The following is a 20,564-nucleotide window of genomic DNA, read 5'->3' on the forward strand; positions in this document are numbered from 1 at the left end:
TTGGCGTTGACGTCAAGTTTTTGCACGTTGAAGACGCAAATGGTTTTTAGGATCATTTTCGCTTTATAATAAAGAAAATGAAAGCAGGGGAATGAGGGAAGAGACGATGAAACGAACAAAAATTTGGGCTTTTACTTGTTTAATCGCCTGTCTACTGATTGGCTTGTTCGCTTACCAACAGTTTGAAAAACGTAGGCTCGAACAAAGGAACGACGCACTCATGAAACTTGAGAACAATCAAAAAGCGGTTACTTCAAAAGGGGAAGTTTATCAACAGATTCTGGCTTGCATGGATGATACCGGCTACCTTGTTTCCAATCTTTCAGCAACGACACTTGAAGCACTTCAAGCAACGCTCGATCAATTACGACAAGAAAATCAAAAAATCATCGAAGCGTATCATTTGAAAACTAATTGGAATCGCTCGGTAGATGATGCACAAGACATGCTAACAACCATTCAACAAAAATGGGACATCCAACAAGCACTGAATCAACTCTTTGAAGATCCAACCCGACTCGCCTTTAATGGCACGACCTTTGATTCCCAATTACCCTTGAAAGCCACCATTACCACCATCGAGGTCGAACGGATAGAAAAAGCACTCTTGGAAGTTTTTGTTACACAGGAAAGTAACTGGAAGCAATGGGTACTGAATGGTTTAACGCTTGTTTTCGAACAAGCCCATGCAATCGAAACGACCAATCGCCTTCTTGCTGCAAAGGCGCACACACAAGAAGAATTACAATTCATTCATTCCTTAATTCGCAGCATTCAAGCACCTGAAACAAAGGCTGCCTTGCAAGCACAAGTGGCAGCACTCACAGAATCGTCACAGCCAGTGAAAATTTACGATAAAAATGACCAAGAAGTCCCGCTTCAACGTTCAACGCGTACCACTTGAACCAAGCGATGGCTTTTTCTGCTCGACTCCTTTACCAACTAGAAACAAAGGGGTGCGCACTCGCGGCCTCGTCAAAGACGGCCAGCGTCCAAAGCAGAAAGCGTTTGGCGTTTTTGACGAGGCTTGCTTACCTGTTCTTTTTTTCAGTTTGGCTTCTCGGGTCCTAAGACTCTGTGGTAAACTAGTATCAAGGAAAAACACAACGAAGGAGGAATTTTTTTGCAAGGCTTCAAATATTTCTTTTACTTACATCGCCGCTATCTGCTGGCCAGTTTTTTTATCCCACTTGGCATCATGGCACTTTTATATTTAACCATGGGGATTTTTCCTGGAAGCAGCCGAAGTGTTTTAGCCAGTGATGCCTTTTCCCAATTTTCAAATTTTCATGCGAGCTATCGCAATGCACTTCTTGGCAAACAAAGTTTTTTTTACACTTGGAATGCTTCCCTTGGTCTAAACTATTGGGCGCTCACATCTTATTACCTTGGTGGGTTTTTCACCCCTCTTGTGCTCCTTTTCCCAAACCAATGGATGCCAGACGCCCTTTACTTCTTAACTTTAATTAAGATTGGCAGTGCAGGATTGGCTTTTTGGTTCTATGCGAAACACACCTTTAAAATTCCAGCTTGGCATCATGTCATTTTAGCCGTGTGTTACGCGCTCATGTCTTTTGCTACCGCACATTCCGAATTAATTATGTGGTTAGATGCATTGATTTACTTGCCGCTTGTCATTTGGGGGATCGATCGTCTCTTAGAAAAGAAAAAGCCAACACTTTTATTTGTTAGCTACTTGCTCTTATTCTTATCAAATTATTATATGGGTTTTATGATCGGCATCTTTTCTTTTCTGTACTTCTTTTTTCGAGTCTTTGCGCACTGGGGGACAACGAAGTCTCAGATTTTCCCTTACCTTGGAACATCACTTTTAGCCGGTGGTGCTTCAATGGTCATGATTCTACCCATGTTTCTTGACTTACGTTCAAATGGGGAAACACTCAGTGAAATTACAAAACTAAAAACAGCCGCTACCGGGCCACTCGATTTTTTTGTAAAAAACATGATTGGCGTCTATGATACAACAAAATATGGTTCGATTCCATTTATTTATGCAGGCCTTTTACCACTAGTTTTCGTTTTACTTTACTTTGTTTCAAAACACATCCATTGGAAAGATAAGCTGGTCTTTCTTTCATTGTTTGTTATTTTAATTGCCAGTTTCTATCTCGTGCCTCTGAATTTATTTTGGCATGGCATGCATGCGCCAAACATGTTCTTATTCCGTTACGCCTTCTTGCTATCCTTTTTAGTCTTGATGGTCGCGGGTTACGGCTGGGAACAATTCCGAAAAGAAGATCACGGACAAATGCTTGGACTACTCTTAACGGTTATCGTCGCTTTTAGTCTCGCGTACGGCTTCATTCAAAAAGAGACCTATACTTACTTGACGATTCCTTCGTTTATTTTAACCATTGTCTTTTTGATTGTTTATCTACTTTTATTTAGTTTTTACCAATTAAAATTATTTACACTCAAACGCTTCAGTCTCTTTCTCTTGCTTTTTGTTTCTATTGAAATGGTCCTAAATACACATGGCATGCTGCAAGGAATTTTAAATGATTGGAATTATGCTTCGCGTAGTCTCTATACAGAACCTTATCAGCCAATCAAACAACTTGTCCAACAGACGACAAAGAAAAAGGAACCTTTTTACCGCTTAGAAAATCTCGACCCCGTATCAGCCAACGATGGGTTAAACTACGGGTATAGCGGTGTGGGGCTCTTTTCTTCCATTCGTAATCGAAATTCATCTGGCTACCTAAATGAACTGGGCTTTCGTTCGCGTGGAACCAATTTAAATATCCGCTACCCCAATAATACGCTATTGATGGATAGCTTCTTAGGGCTCAAGTACAATATTTCCAAAACAACTCTTGATAAATTTGGTTTCACGAAGATTGGAAAACAAGGTCCCTACCAACTTTACGAAAATGCCTATGCCTTGCCACTCGCTTTTACTGCACCAAAAGAGGCTTCTAATTTAGAAGTGATCGAAAATGATAACCTAGGCAATCAACAAAACTTGATGAACCACTTAACCGGTTTGGAAGAAAATTTCTTTGAATTTCAACCATTAACCGTGATTGACCAACAAAACACGACGATTCATACATCCGGTAACCAGACAACCTTTACAGAAGTAAGCCCGAACCTTGCAAAAGAAATTACTTGGGAAGTACATGTTCCAGCCAATAGTCAAGCTTACCTTAGCCTTTATCCAACAAATTTTGGAAAACTTGAGAGTTCGACCGTGACAGTCACTGTCAACGGCGAAGAACGAAAGACCCAAGTGAATATTAATGGGCAATACTATCCGCTTGGTTACTATGAGCATGCGACGACTTTTCAATTTACCGCCAGTTTTTATGGAACAGCTGAAATCGCATTCCAAAACCCACAAGTGCTAACCTTAGATACGCTAGCCTATCAACGAACAATGACCACCCTTCAAGAACAAGGCGCCAATCTAACAGTTGGCAAACGGCAAGTCAAAGGTAGCGTAACGGTTGATGAAGATCGACAACTCGTGACAACCATTCCTTATGACAAAGGTTGGAGCGCCAAAGTCAATGGCAAGAAAGTTGCCATCGAAGCCTTTCAAGGCGGCTTCGTCAGCATCCCGCTTGCGGCAGGTACGAATCAAATTGTCTTGCGTTTCTTGCCACAAGGTTTACGTTTAGGGGCAATTCTTTTTATTGTTTGTCTCAGTCTCTTTCTTTATTGGCAAAAGCTTTTACCTATTCGGAAAAAGAACAAATAAAAGAAGTACGCTTTCTCTTTTTTTGAGAAGGCACACTTCTTTTAATTTTTTTGATTAATCTCCGAAACAAACAGCGCTTTTTTGTTCATTTTTTCCCCATTTAGCAAGACGGTCAGTTGATCACTCAGCACCTTTTCTTCTACTAAAACGGATTGATGGAGCCTAACTTTTCTTTGCTTAAATAAATTGAAGAAATTAAAGGACCCGTAGACTGTTCCATTTAATTTTTCACCATCACTTTGCAGTAAAAAATCATCGGCTAAGGGCATAAAAAATGGATTTTTCGAACGGACATCGCTGCGTATCATCGTGTTCCAATCACGTTCACTATCGCCACCTGCATAACTCCCATCTCTAATTACGTTGACTTCCTCGACTACGATTCCTTTTCCACTTGCTTCTATAGTAAAACTTGAAAGAAAGAAATTTCCTACGAATAAAACTGCCACCACTACAACACCAATTAAGAACTTTTTCAAGCGATAATCAAACGTCAATTTTTTAACCATTTGTGTGTCCTCCCTCAATAAATCATCCAAAGAAACTTCGAATAAATCACAAATATCGACGACCATCTGTAAATCAGGATAACTTCTTCCCGTCTCCCAACTAGAAATCGTTGAACGCGATACTTGCAATTTCTCAGCCAAAATCTCTTGTGTGAATGTTTTTTCACTTCGTAATTCCTTAATCTTCATTCCTATTTTCATTGTTGCTTCTCCTTTCAAATTCACCATACCCCTCTTGCCAGAATAAGACTAGATAACCTTCCTAACAAGGGCTATTTTGGACTGATAACATTCTACACATGTTGATAAATCAACGTTTTTAAAGATCTTTATTTTCTAGTATTGGCAAGTTTTACCACTGCTTTTTTATCTATATCACGAAACAAACACCTGAAATCCGTTCGAATAGACTCGACGAAATCCAATCTTAAAGGAACTTCTATTTTGACTTACTTTGAATTTCAATGCAACTAAGTCTCCTTTTTTATATTTTTGGTACCCTGCACCATTGATAAATGACCTCATAAAAAAAGAGCCTAACTGTTTACACTCAGTCTTTTACCGACATGTAAGCAGTTAGATTCTTAGAAATTTTAAAATCCATTTTTGAACAATGAATAGATAAGGTCAATAGAAATAGTAGTCATAATACTGACGATTGATCGATCCATCACCATTTGAAAAATCGTTCGATATTTTTTAAAAAACTAGCATTGTGGTTAATAATAATAATATAAAAATGGAGCTCTAGGACACCATAGATAACGGTGTTGCACTAAAATAGTAGATAGTTCCTATCGATAAAATAATCAATATCACTGATTTAAGAATATATCCTTTATTCATTAAAACCCCTTCAATACTTTATGAGTTTTCAAGAATAGGGAGACAAGTAGTGTCATACCACGAACAAGTAAAAATTATCTACTTTCCTATCGACTAAAGTCTCTGGAGTTTCAGTGTAAACTTATGCAGTTTAAACTTCAAAAGTAGTTAAATAGTTAACGGTGATTATCACAATGTTGTCTTTATTGCTATAAGTCCTTGTATGAGGCTCATATACGAATTGCTTTTCTGAAATATCAACTATCGGATTCATATAAATCTCCAAATATGTATTTGAACAGCAAGAAAAGTTTCGTAGATTAGACCACTATTTTCAAAATACTTGTATTCGGAATTAAAATGGATCAAGCATTAGCAGACAAACATTCGTAAAAAAATCAAGAACCGTAACACCTATCATCAATCACTCAATTGCCTTAATTGTCGCCTACCAACAAAACATCTCTCACCATTCTCAAAAATCAATTCGCGCTTCATTCGATCGATTTCACTAATACTACGTTTATTCGCAACAAAAGATTTATGTACCCGATAAAAAGAAGTGGATAATTGTTCGATTTCTTTTAAATTACCAAGAAAACTGACCCTGCTATTTTTCAAATGTAAAATCAATTTATGCGAATTCTCTGGAGCAGTCTCAATAAACATTACTTCAGCGCAGTCAACAAATCGGACTTGGTGTCCAATTTCAAAACGAATACGTTCAACCACAGACTGGTGCATCGCCAAATGATGCTTATAAGCTTGTCGTAAAGCCTCAGTTACTCGATAGTTGATTTCTTCTAATGCTTCTTTCATAAGATAATCCATTGCTTCGATTTTATATTGAAAGGTCAAGGGAACAAACTCATCATGTGTTGTGATAAAGATAATTTTCGCATAGGGATGATCATTACGAATGGCTGCCCCCAATTGAATCCCATTTATTTCAGTGTTAAGATTGATGTCTAAAAAATAGACTCCTTGTGTTTGCGGCCGTTCTTCTAAATAAGCCAAAATTTCAAACGGGTCTCCCGTACTCAAGCGCAATGTCATCTCCCAATCATTTAATCGAATAACATTTTGAACCAACTGTTCCAAATTTTCTCTTTGCACCAAGTTGTCCTCACAAATAAAAACCTCTAACATGCGTTTTCCCCTATAATCGTCAAATTTTGTATGAAGTAGTTTTGGTCAATCGTTGTTTCTAGAAAAAATTCTGTCGATTGATTCACTAGAGTTTCAACAGTAGAAAGTCCTAACCCTCGACCTTCACCTTTTGTTGAGAATCCCGACTCTTTTAATTGATAGAATGGTTCAATCATCGTTCGAGCCGTATTACGAATTAGCAAATGGATCTCCTTTTGCTTTAAAAAAAGCGCCACTTCGAGCCTTCCTTGCCCCAATTCTTCTAATTCTTCAATCGCATTATCCAGTAGAATACCAACGATACGAATGAAAGTAATCTCATTTACTTTCATTCGCCAGTTTATTTCTTCAATTTCTAAATGAACTGGAATTCCCTTTTCTTGAGCTAGTAAAATTTTTGCAGTTAATAAACTACGTAGACCTGCTTGTTCAATTTTATGTAAGTCCATTAACCGGGTGTTATCTGTATGAAGTAATTGCCTTGTAGGTTGAATCTCTTGTTCATAATAGTTTTTTAATGCAGTCACCTCGCCTGTTTCGAGATGCCCTTCCAAAGTAGTTAAAATATTCAAATAATCATGCTTAAATTGACGAATAACTTGGTTTTTCTTGTTCATTTCTTCCATATAAAGTTTCATCATCTGTTGTTCCGTTTTTTTTTCTTTTATTTCAAAAGCTAACTTTTGATTACTTGAGAAAATAAAGATGCTCAAACTAAATATTCCTATTAGTAGCATTAAAAGAGAAATAGCCAACTCAACTAATACCCCTTTTTCCATCCCAGTTGGAATTTTTAAGAGATAATGATAAAGAAGAATCGCTTGCAGACTTAATATTCCTAAGAATAAAAAATGCCCCAACCATTGTTTCAAATGTAATTGCATTTTCGACAGCACATATTTTCGAAACAACAAACTGAGACAAACACTTAGAGTGACGGTTACACCGACGTAGAACATAACTTGCCAAGCCGTCGCTTCTAGCGCTAGAAATAATAAGATATCTCTTGGATAAAATAGAAAATTATTTAATTTAAACAAACCAAAGGCCAGAACAAAATGAAACAAAGTAATTCCTATCGATTGATCCCGTCGGTTCATATAAGATAAGGACACTAAAAACACGACAAAAAAAAGTTCTGAAACAACAGGTATGATTAATTTAATTTGTAAGTAAATCACAAGGAGCAATAATAAGGTGGCCCCCAAACTGTTTTTTCTACTTTTTAATGATAGACGATCGAATACGACAAAAGCTAAAAATGGATCAATGATATTCAATGTATCAATTACGTAAAACATCTGATTCGCTTCTTTCTTATGCGATATTTTTGTTGTCATTATATCACATTCAGTTCAGCAAGTATTGCTCATTTTGATTAAAGTGACCCGTAATAACATCCTACAAATAAAAGATAAGGGACAGGAGGGAGAAGAGATTTCGTTTGGAATGCAAAATGATTCTTAAGATGGACCATTCATTTAAGATCAAGCAACAAATTTAACCGTTTAGGTATCGTTTCTGACCGTTCAGGTAATAGGGGTATCTTTACTTTTAAAAAGGCCTATACTACAAATCATCAGATTCTTGATTTGATAAGTACCTGATAATAAAAATGAAAAGAGGAATAAAAATGTTTAGTAAAAAGTTAATGGGTTCATTAGCACTAGGGGTTATGGGATGATCAATGTTTGTAGGATTACAGGGAGTCGATGCATGGACAAATTACAATATACAAACACCCGCAACATCTGCAAACAGCAAACCTAATGGAAAAGATCTTTATAACGTCGAAATGGTTTCTTATCCTGATAATGACTTCGCTGCAAAATTAATTCAAAGTGGCGAAGGTAAAGGGACTCTAACAACTATGTGGATGGAATTACAAAATTCAACAACCAATACATCAAATGGCGTAAATGTTAAACAAGGTGGTAGCGTCTACTATGCTAGTCACAAAGGGGCAGGATATACAAAATCAACTTGGCATAACATCACTGTAGAAAACAATAACTTTAATGCTAAATCATATGCAGTTTCTGGCTCTTGGAGCGCTGATAACTCGTATTAATATTTTAAAGCTCCTATATTTTAGGAGCTTTACTCTTATTTAAAGGTAGGTACTTATATGTTTACAATTGAATTAAAGAAAAATCGACACTTGCTCTACCCTTGGCTCCTTTTGTCATTTATTAGTATTATCACATTAGCTGATATTTTTTTATCTTCTAAAAGTACTTTAGGTTTATCTTTTATTGCCCAAAAAATGATACTTGCTTCCAATAGCCGTGGGCATGTTGCAGCGATTTTGTTATTTTGGGTTTTCCCGCTCTATGCCTTCTTACTATTCGCTGAACGTTTCATTAAAGAGCGCACTTCGAATGCTTTTTTAGTTGAGCAAATTCGAACCCCTAAGAAAAAAGGGCTTCTGGCAAAATGCCTCACGAATGCGAGCCTGTTAACTTCTTTTTTTGTTTTGGGTTTTCTTGTAAATTCCTTAATCGTTTTATTATTAATTCCTAAACCAACAGCCGTATTTGATCAGCGTTATGCAGAAATGCTAGAAGTTTTCACTTCTTGGGAAAAAGTAGGGACTTGGGTCTACGCCCACACGAATATTACTTATATGATTTATGTCCTTTTTGCTTGTATTATTTTTTTCCTGATGAGTCTTTTGATTGGATTGCTAGCACTTGTCTTTCCAAATCGAAAAGTTGTTTATTCTTTTGCGATGATTTATTGGTTGATTTGGTGGTTCATTCCCTATGACTTATCAATGGCTATCCAGCCCTTTACAGAGTATGGTTTGAGCTATGCAATTGTTGCTTTACTCATTTTTACGATTCCGACAATTTTAATCATTTATCTTCTAATCCGGAGGTACGCAACAAATGACTACTTATAACCGAAGACAAACACGTTTCGCTCTTTTACTGATTGGATTAATTGCGGTGATTCTTATTTACAATTTATGGAATTCCATTGCTCTCACAGCCTTTAACCCATTTTCTGAATTTGCAGACCAAAAAGACCAATTCCTCGGTTCCACTACATTGTACCTATTACTTGGAGGAGCCGTTGAAGCACGGATGCATGGTATTTTCTTTTCTATTATCTTTTCCACTGTTCTCTATATTAAAATGCGTCCATTAAAAGACAGTTGGCTTTATCGCAGCTCAAAGAAAAAGATATTATGGGATAACACACGTGCAGCAATTAATATGAGTCTAATTTTATCCTCTGTAATGGTTATTATCACAATACTTTTCACTACACTATTTTTACCAGAAGCATTGGCTTTCCCACAACGAATGCTTTTTTATTTTAGTGCACAGCTATTGATTGTTTTTTTATTTTATTTAACCCTTGCTCAAATTTTCCAAACTTTTTACGGACTCTTTTTATCATTTGGTAAGGCGATAATCGCTTCCTCTCTTTTAGGAATATTCAATTACTTTGCACCGATTACCTTGCATCTTACGTACTGGGAGCCAGTGAATGCACTCGGCGCATTGGGTATTAATATTTTCCATGAAGCGGTTTATTATTACGATTTTATCGTTACTTCAGAGATGCTCTTGACTCTCGTCACTCAAAGTTTGTATCTAATCGTCTTGATTCTAGTCTTAGAAGTCATGAAACGCCTACTCTTCCTAAGAAAGGACTTTATCTTAAATGCCAAAGAAAAGTAACCGTCTTTATTACTATAGCTTAGGTTTGATTTACCTATTTATCTTAAATATCACGCATTACGGCGAACCCGTCTTTGATCAAACAATTCAAGGTCTCCCGCTTATCCTTGCGAATCCATTATCACTGCTTTATACGTTGTTTTTTCAAATGATTTTTTATTTACTTGTTTTTGATCAAGCACGTGATAATTTTTACTTTAAACGCGTCGTCTTTTTGATTCGTCAAAAGAATCGTCAAAAGCAGTACCTAATTTGTTTATGGGATAATTTTCGAAGTATTATTAGCATGAATACACTAATGTTGGGCATTGCATCGCTGTATTTTCGTCATTTTTCAATTAAGGTCCTTCCTTTATTTATCTTACAGACTTTAGCGATTTACGGTTTTATTATTTTACAGACATTTATCGAAATAAAAATGAGTGCAACGATTTCTCTCTTGCTCATGGTTATTCTATTTGTCCTCCTAAATTCTTTTAATACGCAGTGGATGACTTATATCCACACAATTCGTTTAACCGGTAATGTTTATCTAGCAATTGGTATCACCCTAGTCGTGGATTCACTCTTAATCTTATTGACTAATCACTTTATAAAAAAACAGGAGATTCTATTATGACAATTACATTCAAACACTACACCAAAAAAATTCGCAACAAAACCATTTTAGACGATATCAACCTTGAGCTGACTCCTGGAAAAATTTATGGTCTTTATGGTGAAAATGGCAGTGGTAAAAGTATGCTACTTCGTGCAATATCTGGTTTGATTTATCCTACTTCTGGAAGCGTTGAAATTAATGATAAGGTTATTACTAAAGACATCGATTTTCCCGAAAGCCTCGGTCTCATGATTGAAAATATTAAACTACAAGAAGCCTTTAACGCGAAACTCAATCTTCAAATTTTACGCGATATTAAAAAGACAGCAACCGATGCCGATATTGATTGGGCTTTAACTGCTATTGGATTAAAAGCCGATGATCCAACAAAAGTGAAAGATTTCTCCTTAGGAATGAATCAAAAACTCGCTATCGCTCAAACCATTTTTGAAAAACCAGAAATCATCTTAATGGACGAACCAACTAACGCACTCGATTTTGCCTCGATTGAACGCTTTCGAAAACTCGTACTCGAATTAAAAGCCCCCAATCGAATCATTATCATCGCTTCACATAACCACGACGATTTATCCGTATTATCCGATACCTTCTTGGAAATGTCAGAAGGACGTTTAAGTCATCGATCGGAAGTTCGTTAAGCGTGAATAAAAAAATGCGGAATGGTGATTGTCGTCACTCATGATGAGGACATCAAAAAACGTGCAAAGCGAGTGATTCAATTATGAAAAAAGAACAAACCTTTTATTAAGCCTATTATTTGGATCGATTCTCCTCTTTCATATTGTATGGGCTGGAAATGATTTCTTAAATTAGCGTCCTTATACCAAAACTGTGCCCATACATGAGAGTAGCGAGTACTTTTTGATGGCGGATAATTATGATTTGAATGTAGCAATGCCTAGCTATCTAACCTTCACTGGGAATTTAGCGATTACAAATAAAAACGATGATTTATCCTTTATTATTTGGCCATCAATCGGCGCTACACCTGAAATCAGACTTCAAATTTTAGGTTCTGATGGTGTCATTTATTCCGTCATTCTTGATCAATCCTTAAATTATGACAGTGAGAAAAAGCCATCTGACATGTCTAAAGAACAAATTCATCAATTAATCATCGATCGTCGTACCAAAATGGACGAAAAGTACGACGATGCAAAAAAAAGCTGGAATTTGTAAATTCCAGCTTTTTTTTAATTGTATCGAACTTCTTTTAAATACAAACCTTCTGGGTGCGCCGTGGGTCCCGCTAAATCCCGATTTTTACTCGCGATTAATTCAGGAAGACAATCGACAGGCAAGCGATCATTGCCGATTTTTAATAAGGTACCGACGATAATTCGAATCATTTTATATAAAAAACCATCCCCACTAAAAGTAAAGACGAGTTCATCTCCTGCTTCATTTACCGCAAGACTTGCTTCAGTAATTGTCCGTACTTTGTCTTCGACTGAACTGCCAGACGCACAAAAAACACTAAAATCGTGGGTCCCTAGTAAATCGGGTAAGGCTTGTTGAATCTTTTCAATCTCAATCGGATAAGGAAAATAACTCGCATAATAACGACGAAAGGGACTCCGTGGTTTCCCAATGTCTACACGAAACTCGTACGTCTTGCCGACTGCTAAATAACGGGCGTGAAAGTCCTCTGCGACCTCTTCAACACTCACACAAGCTATGTCATCTGGAAAACGACTATCCAAGCCGTAGCGCATGGCTTCTAAGGGCCGCGCGTATGGAAAATCAAAATGAATCACTTGGCCAATCGCATGGACTTTGGCATCTGTTCGTCCAGAAGCATGTACTTCGACGGTTTGGTTAGCCATTTGGCTTAATGTTTTTTCTAGTTCTCCTTGAACGGTTCTTCCAGCTGATTGGCGCTGAAACCCACTAAAATTTGTGCCATCGTAAGAAATGACTGCCTTGTAGCGAACCATTGACACTTCTTCCTCTCTTAGAAAAAAGGAGCAACAACCCGACGGCTATTCTCCTTTTCATTTTTTATTTTCTTAAATAAAGCAAAGCGATCGTTACAAAGACAAAACTGCCTAAAACGAGGCTGTCTTTTAATGACCAATGTAAGACGCGATATTTCGTTCTTCCGTCGCCACCTTGGTAGCCACGTGCTTCCATGGCAGTTGCTAAATCATCGGCACGGTTAAAGCTGCTGACAAAAAGCGGAATTAACAACGGAATCACGGCTTTCATTTTTTGAACGAGATTACCTTCACCAAAGTCTACGCCTCGAGCTCGCTGCGCATTCATAATTTTTTCTGTTTCATCCATTAAGGTTGGCACAAAACGTAAAGCAATCGATAACATCAATGAAATTTCATGAACCGGAACTTTTAATGGTTTCAATGGTCTCAATAAATATTCAATCGCATCTGACAATGCCAATGGTGGCGTTGTTAAGGTCAAGAGTGTCGACATGAAAATAATGAGGACAAAACGACAGAAGATGAATATCCCGTTTTGAAGACCAAATGCTGTCAGCTGAAAGACGCCCCATTTCCAGTAGACTTCCCCGCCACCAGTAAAAAAGATTTGCAAAGCAACGGTAAATAAAATCAACCAAATCAACGGTCGGACGCCTCTTAAAAAGAAGCCAAAATCAATTTTCGATAAGGCCAAAGCGAAAAAGGTAAAAGCGCCTAATAGTACATAGCTCGCTAAGTTATTGGCTAAAAAGATAATCCCAATAAAATAAAAACTCGCAACTAGTTTTGCTCTTGGGTCCAATCGATGAATGATTGAATTCCCTGGTAAGTAGCGACCTAAAATCAGTTTATTCATCATGCGCGATTTCCCCCTTTGCGACGAGCATTTCTGCAAGTTCTTCGGCAGTTAGTGGTAAATGAGGAAAAGTCATGCCTCGTGCTACCAATTTTTGAGCAAAAGCGGTGGCAGTCGGAACGCCTAATTGTTTTGCTTGCAACCATTCGACTTCTTGAAAAACTTCCCTTGGTGTTCCTTGCTTGACCAAAGCGCCCTTCTCAAGTACATAGACATAATCCGCAAAATCGGCTACGTCATCCATTAAATGTGTCACTAAAACAATGGTAATATTATTTTCTTGGTGTAAGCGCGCAAACATTTCCATCATTTCTTTACGCCCTTGTGGATCGAGCCCTGCTGTTGGCTCATCTAGGACTAATACTTCAGGCTCCATGGCCAAGACGCCTGCAATCGCGACCCGACGCATTTGTCCACCTGACAAGTCAAAAGGCGAGCGCTCAAGATAGCTTTCATCTAAACCAACCATCTTTAATGTTTTCGCAGCTAAAACATTGGCTTCTTCTTCCGATACACCAAAGTTCTTAGGACCAAATGCAATATCACGTTCGACCGTTTCTTCAAAAAGTTGTGCTTCTGGGAATTGAAAAACAATCCCAACTTTTTTTCGAATCGATTTTAAATTTTTATTATTGGTTTCAGAAGTAATCACTCGTTCACCAATTGAAACTTGGCCACTCGTTGGTTTTAATAAGGCATTTAGGTGTTGGAGTAAGGTCGACTTCCCACTTCCTGTATGGCCAACTAGTGCAGTATAAGAACCTTCTTTGATCTGTAAATCAATGTCAAAAAGGACCCGTTGCTCAAAAGGTGAGTTTGGTTGATAGGTAAAATTTACTTGTTCAAAGCGGATGTCCATAACCACTCCACCATCCCTTCTTCTGTTAAGTAGGTATCAGGAACTTGCATGCCCTTTTCTTTCAATGATTCTTTTAGTTTTTCTGGGAAAGGTAAGTCTAAACCAAGTTCAATTAACTTTGGACCTGCCGAAAAGATTTTTTCCGGTGTGCCTTCATCAATCAATTCGCCTTGTTTCATGACTAAGACACGATTGGCATTGGCTGCTTCATCGATGTCATGGGTAATGGAAAGAACGGTCAGATTGTTTTGTTCTTTGATTTTTTTGATGGTCGCAATCACTTCTGCTCGTCCTTCCGGATCAAGCATACTCGTTGCCTCATCTAAAATAATAATATCTGGACGTAAGGCAACAACTCCTGCAATGGCAACCCGTTGCTTTTGACCGCCTGAAAGACGGGCAGGTTCTCTTGTCGCAAAAGAATCCATACGCACTTGCTTCAAAGCGTCCTCCACTCGAGTCAACATCTCTTCACGTGGGATTCCTTGATTTTCTAAACCAAAAGCGACGTCATCTTCAACGGTGGCACCCACGAATTGGTTATCAGGATTTTGAAAAACCATACCAACCATCCGACGAATCGACCAGAGGTTTTCTTCATTCAAGGTATGTTCACCAACAATGACTTCTCCAGATTCTGGTGCGAGTAGCCCGTTAATGGTCTTAGCTAACGTTGATTTTCCAGAACCATTGTGCCCGATAATGGCAATCCATTCTCCTGGAAATACGTTTAACGAGACATCGTTTAAGGCTGGACGCTCGTCATTTTTTTGATATCTAAATGTTAGATTCTCTAACTCAATAATTGGTTTCATCTCAACTCTCCTAAATCCCTTGATTTACTAAACTAACACTACCAAAGAATGTTGTATTTTTCAATTCTAAGGAAGCTTTTCATGGAAGTTTCTGTTCTTTTCATTCTCCACTAACTGTCTTGACAGGTATTCGAGGATAAAAAAAACACTTTATGATGAGTGCTCATCCCTTGGCTAAACCAAGGGATCAGCGACGAGCTAGACTCGGAAAAAAAGAATTTTTCCAACATCATAACACTCTTAAAGAAATCATCTATAAAGTGATGGTAGAAAAGTAGAAAAGTTCCCTTTTCTACTTTTCAATAAGTGTGATTTTAAACTAATTCGATAATAACCATTGGTGCAGCATCTCCGCGTCTTGGTTCTGTTTTCAAGATACGAGTGTAGCCACCTTGGCGATCTGCATAACGAGGAGCAATATCATTGAATAGCTTTTGTAAAGCTGACTCAACAACGATTTCTTCGTTTTCTTCACGCACACTTGCAACTTCATTACGAACGTAAGCAGCTGCTTGACGACGTGCGTGTAAATCACCACGTTTACCTAAAGTGATCATCTTTTCAGTTGTTGAACGAATTTCTTTCGCACGAGCCTCTGTCGTAACGATGCGTTCGTTAATGATTAAATCAGTTGTTAAATCACGCAACATCGCTTTACGTTGTGATGATGTGCGTCCTAATTTACGATAACTCACGTGGTTTCCCTCCTTCGTAGAAATTAATCGTCTTTACGTAATTCTAAACCTAGATCTTCTAATTTAGACTTCACTTCTTCAAGTGATTTACGGCCTAAGTTACGTACTTTGATCATTTCCGGCTCAGATTTATTGGTTAATTCTTGTACAGAATTAATTCCTGCACGTTTCAGACAGTTGTATGAACGTACGGATAAGTCTAATTCTTCAATCGTCATTTCTAACATTTTTTCTTTTTGTGTTTCTTCCTTTTCAACCATGATTTCAGCGTGTTTCGCTTCATCTGTCAGATTCACAAAAATATCTAAATGTTCCGTCATGATTTTTGCAGCTAAACTCATTGCGTCTAATGGCTCAATTGAACCATCTGTCCATATTTCAATTGTTAATTTATCAAAATCATCTCGGCGTCCAACACGTGTATTTTCTACTTGGTAGTTCACACGGCGAACGGGAGTGTAGATAGAATCAACTGGAAGCACGCCAATTGGCATGTCTTCTTTTTTGTTTTCGTCTGCTTGAACGTAACCACGACCCGGGCGAACAGTTAAGCGCGCGTGGAATGTAGCACCTTCAGAAACAGTACAAATATACATCTCTTTATTCAGAATTTCAACATCACTATCGACGATAATATCACCAGCAGTGACTGTTGCAGGTCCTGTAATATCGATTTCTAACGTTTTTTCTTCTTGACCATACATTTTTAATGCAAGGCCTTTAATATTCAAAATAATTTGAGCGACATCTTCTCGAACACCTTTAACAGTTGAAAATTCATGTAACACTCCATCAATTTGGATATTAGTAATGGCTGCACCTGGTAAAGAAGATAACAAAATACGACGTAGGGAATTTCCCAAAGTAGTTCCATAACCTCTTTCAAGAGGTTCTACGATGAACTTACCATAATCTTTCTCTTCATCAATTTTGGCAATTCTTGGTTTCTCGAATTCAATCATTATTATCTCTTACCCCTTTCTAAACGAAAAGTGTCTTGTTCAATGACGTGACTGTCAGACTCAAGATGAGTGGCACTCATTAAACACGACGGCGTTTTGGAGGGCGACATCCATTATGAGGAACTGGAGTTACGTCACGGATTGCAGTCACTTCTAAACCTGCTGCTTGTAATGAACGAATTGCTGCTTCACGTCCTGAACCAGGACCTTTAACAGTTACATCTACACTTCTTAATCCATGTTCCATTGCTACCTTAGTAGCTGCTTCTGCTGCCATTTGAGCGGCAAAAGGTGTTGATTTTCTACTTCCTCTGAAACCTAATGCACCAGCTGATGACCATGATAATGCATTACCATGAGTATCAGTGATCATCACGATTGTATTGTTGAATGTTGAATGGATATGTACAATACCTGTTTCAATATTCTTTTTCACGCGGCGTTTACGACTCACTTTTTTTGCTGCCATGAAGTTTTAACCTCCTTCACTTAGGATTTTATTTTTTCTTACCTGCAACCGCTGCTTTAGCCGGTCCTTTACGAGTGCGTGCGTTATTTTTCGTGTTTTGTCCACGAACAGGTAACCCACGACGGTGACGGATTCCACGGTATGAACCGATTTCCATCAAGCGTTTAATGTTTAAGTTCACTTCACGACGAAGATCCCCTTCAACTTTTAATTTGTCCATTTCAGCACGGATAGCGTCTGTTTGTTCGTTTGTTAAGTCGCGAACACGAATTTCTTCTGAGACACCAGCGTTTGCTAAAACTTTTTTCGCAGTTGTGTTCCCAACTCCATAAATGTAAGTAAGGGATACAACAACACGTTTATCACGAGGAATATCTACTCCTGCAATACGAGCCATATTCGTTACACCTCCGTTTATCCTTGACGTTGTTTGTGTTTTGGATTTGCTGGGCAAATCACCATAACTCGTCCATTACGACGAATTACTTTACAATGTTCACACATTGGTTTTACTGATGGTCTTACTTTCATGATCTTACCTCCTGTGATTTTACGGAGTACAATTATTTAAAACGATACGTGATACGGCCACGAGTTAAGTCATAGGGTGAAAGTTCTACTGTCACCTTGTCTCCAGGTAGAATTCGAATATAATGCATCCGAATTTTTCCAGAAACAGTTGCCAAAACTTGATGTCCGTTTTCTAATTCGACTTTAAACATTGCATTCGGCAAAGTATCGACGACTGTACCTTCGACTTCAATCATATCTTCTTTTGCCACGCACAGTACCTCCTTGTAGTTGTTTCGCATTTTCACACGATAAAACGGCGGAAACAAGTGCTCCCACCTTAGATTCTCAATACAGCTTTTGAATTCAATTCAAAAGTCAGACTGACACATTATAGCATAATGTGTCTTACTAAGCAAGAGTAGTTTCCTATTTGCAAGTCAGCGATTACGGGCAAATGAGATTATTCGATGATTTTTTTGACGTCTTCAAAGACAGCATCGATTTCACGATTACCATCAATAGACTGCAATAAACCCTCTTCTTTATAGTAAGCTAAAATTGGTTCACTATTTTTAATGTTAATTGCTAGACGATTCTTAACCGTCTCAGGTTTGTCATCTTCTCGTTGATAGAAATCATGGCCACCACAACGATCACAAGTTCCTTCAACCTTCGTCGGATTGAATAATTTATGATACGTCGCGCCGCATTCACGGCACATATAACGGCCAGCTAACCGATCAACAAGTGCTTCTTCAGGGACATGGATGTCAATGACTGCATCAATTTTTTTACCAAGTTCCTTAAGCATTTGAGCCAACGCTTTCGCTTGTTCCAATGTACGAGGAAAGCCATCTAATAAGAAGCCTTTCGCTGTGTCTGCTTGGGCTAAACGTTCTTTCACAATTCCGTTCGTTACTTCGTCTGGAACTAATGCGCCTTGGTCCATGTATGATTTTGCTTCCAGGCCTAAAGCCGTTTCGTTAGCGATTGCCGCACGAAACATGTCGCCTGTTGAGATGTGCGGAATCTTGTACTCAGCAATAATTTTTTCTGCTTGGGTACCTTTTCCAGCACCGGGTAATCCCATTAAAATGATGTTCATTTTAATATTTCCTCCCATTAAGTGTTTGAACGATGTTGAGGGAACCCTCAACACCTTACCAAACTTTTAATTCATGAAACCTGTATATTGACGTTTCAGCATTAAACCTTCTAACTGTTTTGCAGTTTCCAGTGCAACACCGATAACGATTAATAGACTTGTTCCACCTAAACCAATTGATTGCGGCAAGTTCCAAAGCATTTGTGCTAGGATTGGTAAGATTGCCACTAAACCTAAGTAAAGTGCCCCTACCGTACTTAATCGCATTAAAACACCTGAAACGTAATCTTCTGTTCCTTTACCTGGTCGAACACTTGGAATGTAGCTTCCTTGCTTTTGTAAGTTTTCCGCTAATTTCTCAGGGTTTACTTGAACAAAGGCATAAAAGAAAGTGAATGCAACAATTAACGCTGTATAAAAAATGGCTCCAGGGAGCGTATTATAATTAAACAGGGTTTGTGCAAATTCAAACCAAGGTTTGCCACCTTGTGATCCCGCAACTGCTTGCAAAATCGCATTTGGCGTCGTAATCATCGAACTGGCAAAGATTACTGGAATCACCCCCGCAGCATTTACTTTCAATGGAAGGTAAGAGCTAGTTGGTGCTCCGGCTACTCGTTTTGTATATTGAATCGGTAGTTTCCGTTCTGCTTGTTGGAAAAACGTGACAAAAGTTACGATTAACAACACGGCAATCACTAAAACAACCATGAATAGGGCAGATTGCCAAATTCTTGAAGCTTCAATATTAATAAAGTAGTCTTCGATTAGTCCTTTGATGTCAACTGGTAGACGCGAAATGATACCCGCAAAGATAATCATTGACACGCCATTGCCAATTCCTTTTTCAGTAATTTGTTCCCCTAACCAAGTCACAATCATTGTTCCTGTCGTCAAAATAATACCGATTAAGATAAATGTTTTCGCACTTGGATTTGGGACAAAACCATACTGTGTCCACATGTTAAATCCAGCAGTCAAGGCCATTGATTGCGCGAATCCTAAGACGAGCGTCATATAGCGTGTTGCTTGATTTAACTTGCGTCGACCGACTTCTCCTTGTTTTGACCATTCAACGAATTTCGGCACGATATCCATTTGCATCAATTGAATAATAATGGATGCTGTGATATAGGGCGAAACTCCCATGGAGAAAATAGAGAAACGTTGCATGGCACTCCCACTGACCAAATCTAACATGTTTAGAAAGGGCAAGTCGGAAATGTTTTGCAAACGAGAAGCATCAACTCCAGGAACGGTAATATGGGTTCCTAGACGAAAGATGAAAAGAATGAATACAGTAAAAAATATTTTCGAACGAATTTCTTTTACTTTAAAAGCATCCTTTAATAGTTTCAGCATTAAATCACCTCAACTGATCCACCAATAGCCACAATTGCTTCTTCGGCTGTTTTTGAAAATTTGGCTGCTTTCACAGTTAATTTTTTCGTTAATTCGCCATTTCCTAATACTTTGATGCCAGATTTTTCATCTTTAATGATTCCAGCTTCAACTAAAGTTAATGGAGTCACTTCAGTTCCATCTTCAAAGCGATTTAAAATGTCAAGGTTAACTACTGCGTATTCTTTACGGTTCACATTTGTGAATCCACGTTTTGGTAAACGCATGAACAATGGTGTTTGTCCACCTTCAAATCCTAAACGTACGCCACCACCAGAACGTGCCTTTTGACCTTTTTGTCCACGTCCAGATGTTTTACCATTCCCAGATGAAGATCCACGACCAACACGGTTACGTTCTTGGCGAGAGCCTTCTGCAGGTTTTAATTCATGAAGTTTCATGCTTTCGCACCTCCTTAGTAAAAATCG

Annotated in this window: 24 protein-coding genes; 8 read left to right on the top strand and 16 right to left on the bottom strand. The window is 38.2% G+C overall.

All coding sequences use genetic code 11. The annotated features are described in order from the left end of the window. Positions 1-106 precede the first annotated feature (106 nt). Positions 107-904 (top strand): hypothetical protein, encoded by a 798-nt coding sequence (locus tag ACYSNO_RS08505; RefSeq protein WP_461730651.1) that lies wholly within the window; start codon positions 107-109, stop codon positions 902-904. Positions 905-1,123: 219 nt separating this feature from the next. Then, positions 1,124-3,724, top strand: a complete 2,601-nt coding sequence (locus tag ACYSNO_RS08510) for a YfhO family protein (protein ID WP_461730652.1) — start codon at positions 1,124-1,126, stop codon at positions 3,722-3,724. Positions 3,725-3,765: 41 nt separating this feature from the next. Here the strand turns inward: ACYSNO_RS08510 and ACYSNO_RS08515 are convergent, their stop codons facing one another. The 3 genes from ACYSNO_RS08515 to ACYSNO_RS08525 all read right to left on the bottom strand — a co-directional run bounded on the left by ACYSNO_RS08515 (position 3,766) and on the right by ACYSNO_RS08525 (position 7,508). Next, positions 3,766-4,434: a helix-turn-helix domain-containing protein gene (locus ACYSNO_RS08515; protein ID WP_461730653.1), complete on the bottom strand. Its 669-nt coding sequence runs from the start codon at positions 4,432-4,434 to the stop codon at positions 3,766-3,768. Positions 4,435-5,478: 1,044 nt separating this feature from the next. Then, complete coding sequence (locus ACYSNO_RS08520) at positions 5,479-6,207, bottom strand: LytR/AlgR family response regulator transcription factor (protein ID WP_461730654.1); 729 nt, start codon at positions 6,205-6,207, stop codon at positions 5,479-5,481. Continuing rightward, positions 6,201-7,508, bottom strand: a complete 1,308-nt coding sequence (locus ACYSNO_RS08525; RefSeq protein WP_461730655.1) for a sensor histidine kinase — start codon at positions 7,506-7,508, stop codon at positions 6,201-6,203. The genes ACYSNO_RS08520 and ACYSNO_RS08525 overlap by 7 nt, the downstream gene beginning before the upstream one ends. Positions 7,509-7,894: 386 nt before the next feature. Between ACYSNO_RS08525 and ACYSNO_RS08530 the strand changes: the two genes are divergently transcribed. The 6 genes from ACYSNO_RS08530 (at position 7,895) to ACYSNO_RS08555 (ending at position 11,700) form a co-directional block, all read left to right on the top strand. Then, the gene (locus ACYSNO_RS08530) at positions 7,895-8,278 is read left to right on the top strand and encodes a DUF2712 domain-containing protein (RefSeq protein WP_461730656.1); all 384 of its coding nucleotides are present in this window, start codon (positions 7,895-7,897) and stop codon (positions 8,276-8,278) included. A 57-nt stretch (positions 8,279-8,335) separates the two neighbouring features. After that, positions 8,336-9,112, top strand: coding sequence for a hypothetical protein (locus ACYSNO_RS08535; RefSeq protein ID WP_461730657.1), 777 nt, complete (start codon positions 8,336-8,338; stop codon positions 9,110-9,112). Further along, positions 9,099-9,899, top strand: a complete 801-nt coding sequence (locus tag ACYSNO_RS08540) for a hypothetical protein (protein WP_461730658.1) — start codon at positions 9,099-9,101, stop codon at positions 9,897-9,899. The genes ACYSNO_RS08535 and ACYSNO_RS08540 overlap by 14 nt, the downstream gene beginning before the upstream one ends. Continuing rightward, entirely contained in the window at positions 9,883-10,518 is a 636-nt protein-coding gene (locus ACYSNO_RS08545; protein ID WP_461730659.1) for a hypothetical protein, read from the top strand. Before ACYSNO_RS08540 ends, ACYSNO_RS08545 begins: the two co-directional genes overlap by 17 nt. After that, on the top strand, positions 10,515-11,159 hold the full coding sequence (locus ACYSNO_RS08550; protein ID WP_461730660.1) for an ATP-binding cassette domain-containing protein: 645 nt from the start codon (positions 10,515-10,517) through the stop codon (positions 11,157-11,159). Before ACYSNO_RS08545 ends, ACYSNO_RS08550 begins: the two co-directional genes overlap by 4 nt. Positions 11,160-11,385: 226 nt before the next feature. Further along, a complete protein-coding gene (locus ACYSNO_RS08555) occupies positions 11,386-11,700 on the top strand; it encodes a hypothetical protein (RefSeq protein ID WP_461730661.1) in 315 nt (104 codons plus the stop codon). 14 nt (positions 11,701-11,714) lie between these two features. On the opposite strand, the gene truA is transcribed toward ACYSNO_RS08555, so the two are convergent. From truA to rplO, 13 genes are all read right to left on the bottom strand, one after another. Continuing rightward, entirely contained in the window at positions 11,715-12,458 is a 744-nt protein-coding gene (gene truA, locus ACYSNO_RS08560) for a tRNA pseudouridine(38-40) synthase TruA (protein ID WP_461730662.1), read from the bottom strand. Between the two features lie 64 nt (positions 12,459-12,522). Further along, positions 12,523-13,320 (bottom strand): energy-coupling factor transporter transmembrane component T family protein, encoded by a 798-nt coding sequence (locus ACYSNO_RS08565; protein WP_461730663.1) that lies wholly within the window; start codon positions 13,318-13,320, stop codon positions 12,523-12,525. Beyond that, positions 13,310-14,176 carry an energy-coupling factor ABC transporter ATP-binding protein gene (locus ACYSNO_RS08570; protein WP_461730700.1) on the bottom strand — a complete coding sequence of 289 codons (867 nt, stop codon included), beginning with the start codon at positions 14,174-14,176 and terminating at the stop codon, positions 13,310-13,312. Before ACYSNO_RS08570 ends, ACYSNO_RS08565 begins: the two co-directional genes overlap by 11 nt. Further along, complete coding sequence (locus ACYSNO_RS08575) at positions 14,152-14,991, bottom strand: energy-coupling factor ABC transporter ATP-binding protein (RefSeq protein WP_461730664.1); 840 nt, start codon at positions 14,989-14,991, stop codon at positions 14,152-14,154. The genes ACYSNO_RS08570 and ACYSNO_RS08575 overlap by 25 nt, the downstream gene beginning before the upstream one ends. 314 nt (positions 14,992-15,305) lie before the next feature. Continuing rightward, entirely contained in the window at positions 15,306-15,686 is a 381-nt protein-coding gene (rplQ, locus tag ACYSNO_RS08580; RefSeq protein WP_461730665.1) for a 50S ribosomal protein L17, read from the bottom strand. Positions 15,687-15,709: 23 nt separating this feature from the next. Beyond that, positions 15,710-16,648 (bottom strand): DNA-directed RNA polymerase subunit alpha, encoded by a 939-nt coding sequence (locus ACYSNO_RS08585; RefSeq protein ID WP_461730666.1) that lies wholly within the window; start codon positions 16,646-16,648, stop codon positions 15,710-15,712. Between the two features lie 79 nt (positions 16,649-16,727). Then, positions 16,728-17,117: a 30S ribosomal protein S11 gene (gene rpsK, locus ACYSNO_RS08590; RefSeq protein ID WP_461730667.1), complete on the bottom strand. Its 390-nt coding sequence runs from the start codon at positions 17,115-17,117 to the stop codon at positions 16,728-16,730. Positions 17,118-17,145: 28 nt separating this feature from the next. Continuing rightward, positions 17,146-17,514, bottom strand: a complete 369-nt coding sequence (gene rpsM, locus ACYSNO_RS08595; protein ID WP_461730668.1) for a 30S ribosomal protein S13 — start codon at positions 17,512-17,514, stop codon at positions 17,146-17,148. Positions 17,515-17,531: 17 nt separating this feature from the next. After that, complete coding sequence (rpmJ, locus tag ACYSNO_RS08600; RefSeq protein WP_010742772.1) at positions 17,532-17,648, bottom strand: 50S ribosomal protein L36; 117 nt, start codon at positions 17,646-17,648, stop codon at positions 17,532-17,534. A 32-nt stretch (positions 17,649-17,680) separates the two neighbouring features. Continuing rightward, positions 17,681-17,899, bottom strand: a complete 219-nt coding sequence (gene infA, locus ACYSNO_RS08605; RefSeq protein WP_071874013.1) for a translation initiation factor IF-1 — start codon at positions 17,897-17,899, stop codon at positions 17,681-17,683. Between the two features lie 191 nt (positions 17,900-18,090). Beyond that, positions 18,091-18,735 (bottom strand): adenylate kinase, encoded by a 645-nt coding sequence (locus tag ACYSNO_RS08610; RefSeq protein ID WP_461730669.1) that lies wholly within the window; start codon positions 18,733-18,735, stop codon positions 18,091-18,093. A gap of 66 nt (positions 18,736-18,801) precedes the next feature. Beyond that, positions 18,802-20,097, bottom strand: a complete 1,296-nt coding sequence (gene secY, locus ACYSNO_RS08615; protein ID WP_461730670.1) for a preprotein translocase subunit SecY — start codon at positions 20,095-20,097, stop codon at positions 18,802-18,804. Further along, complete coding sequence (gene rplO, locus ACYSNO_RS08620) at positions 20,097-20,537, bottom strand: 50S ribosomal protein L15 (RefSeq protein WP_461730671.1); 441 nt, start codon at positions 20,535-20,537, stop codon at positions 20,097-20,099. The genes secY and rplO overlap by 1 nt, the downstream gene beginning before the upstream one ends. Between the last annotated feature and the right edge of the window lie 27 nt (positions 20,538-20,564).

This window comes from Enterococcus sp. LJL98 (assembly GCF_054871745.1).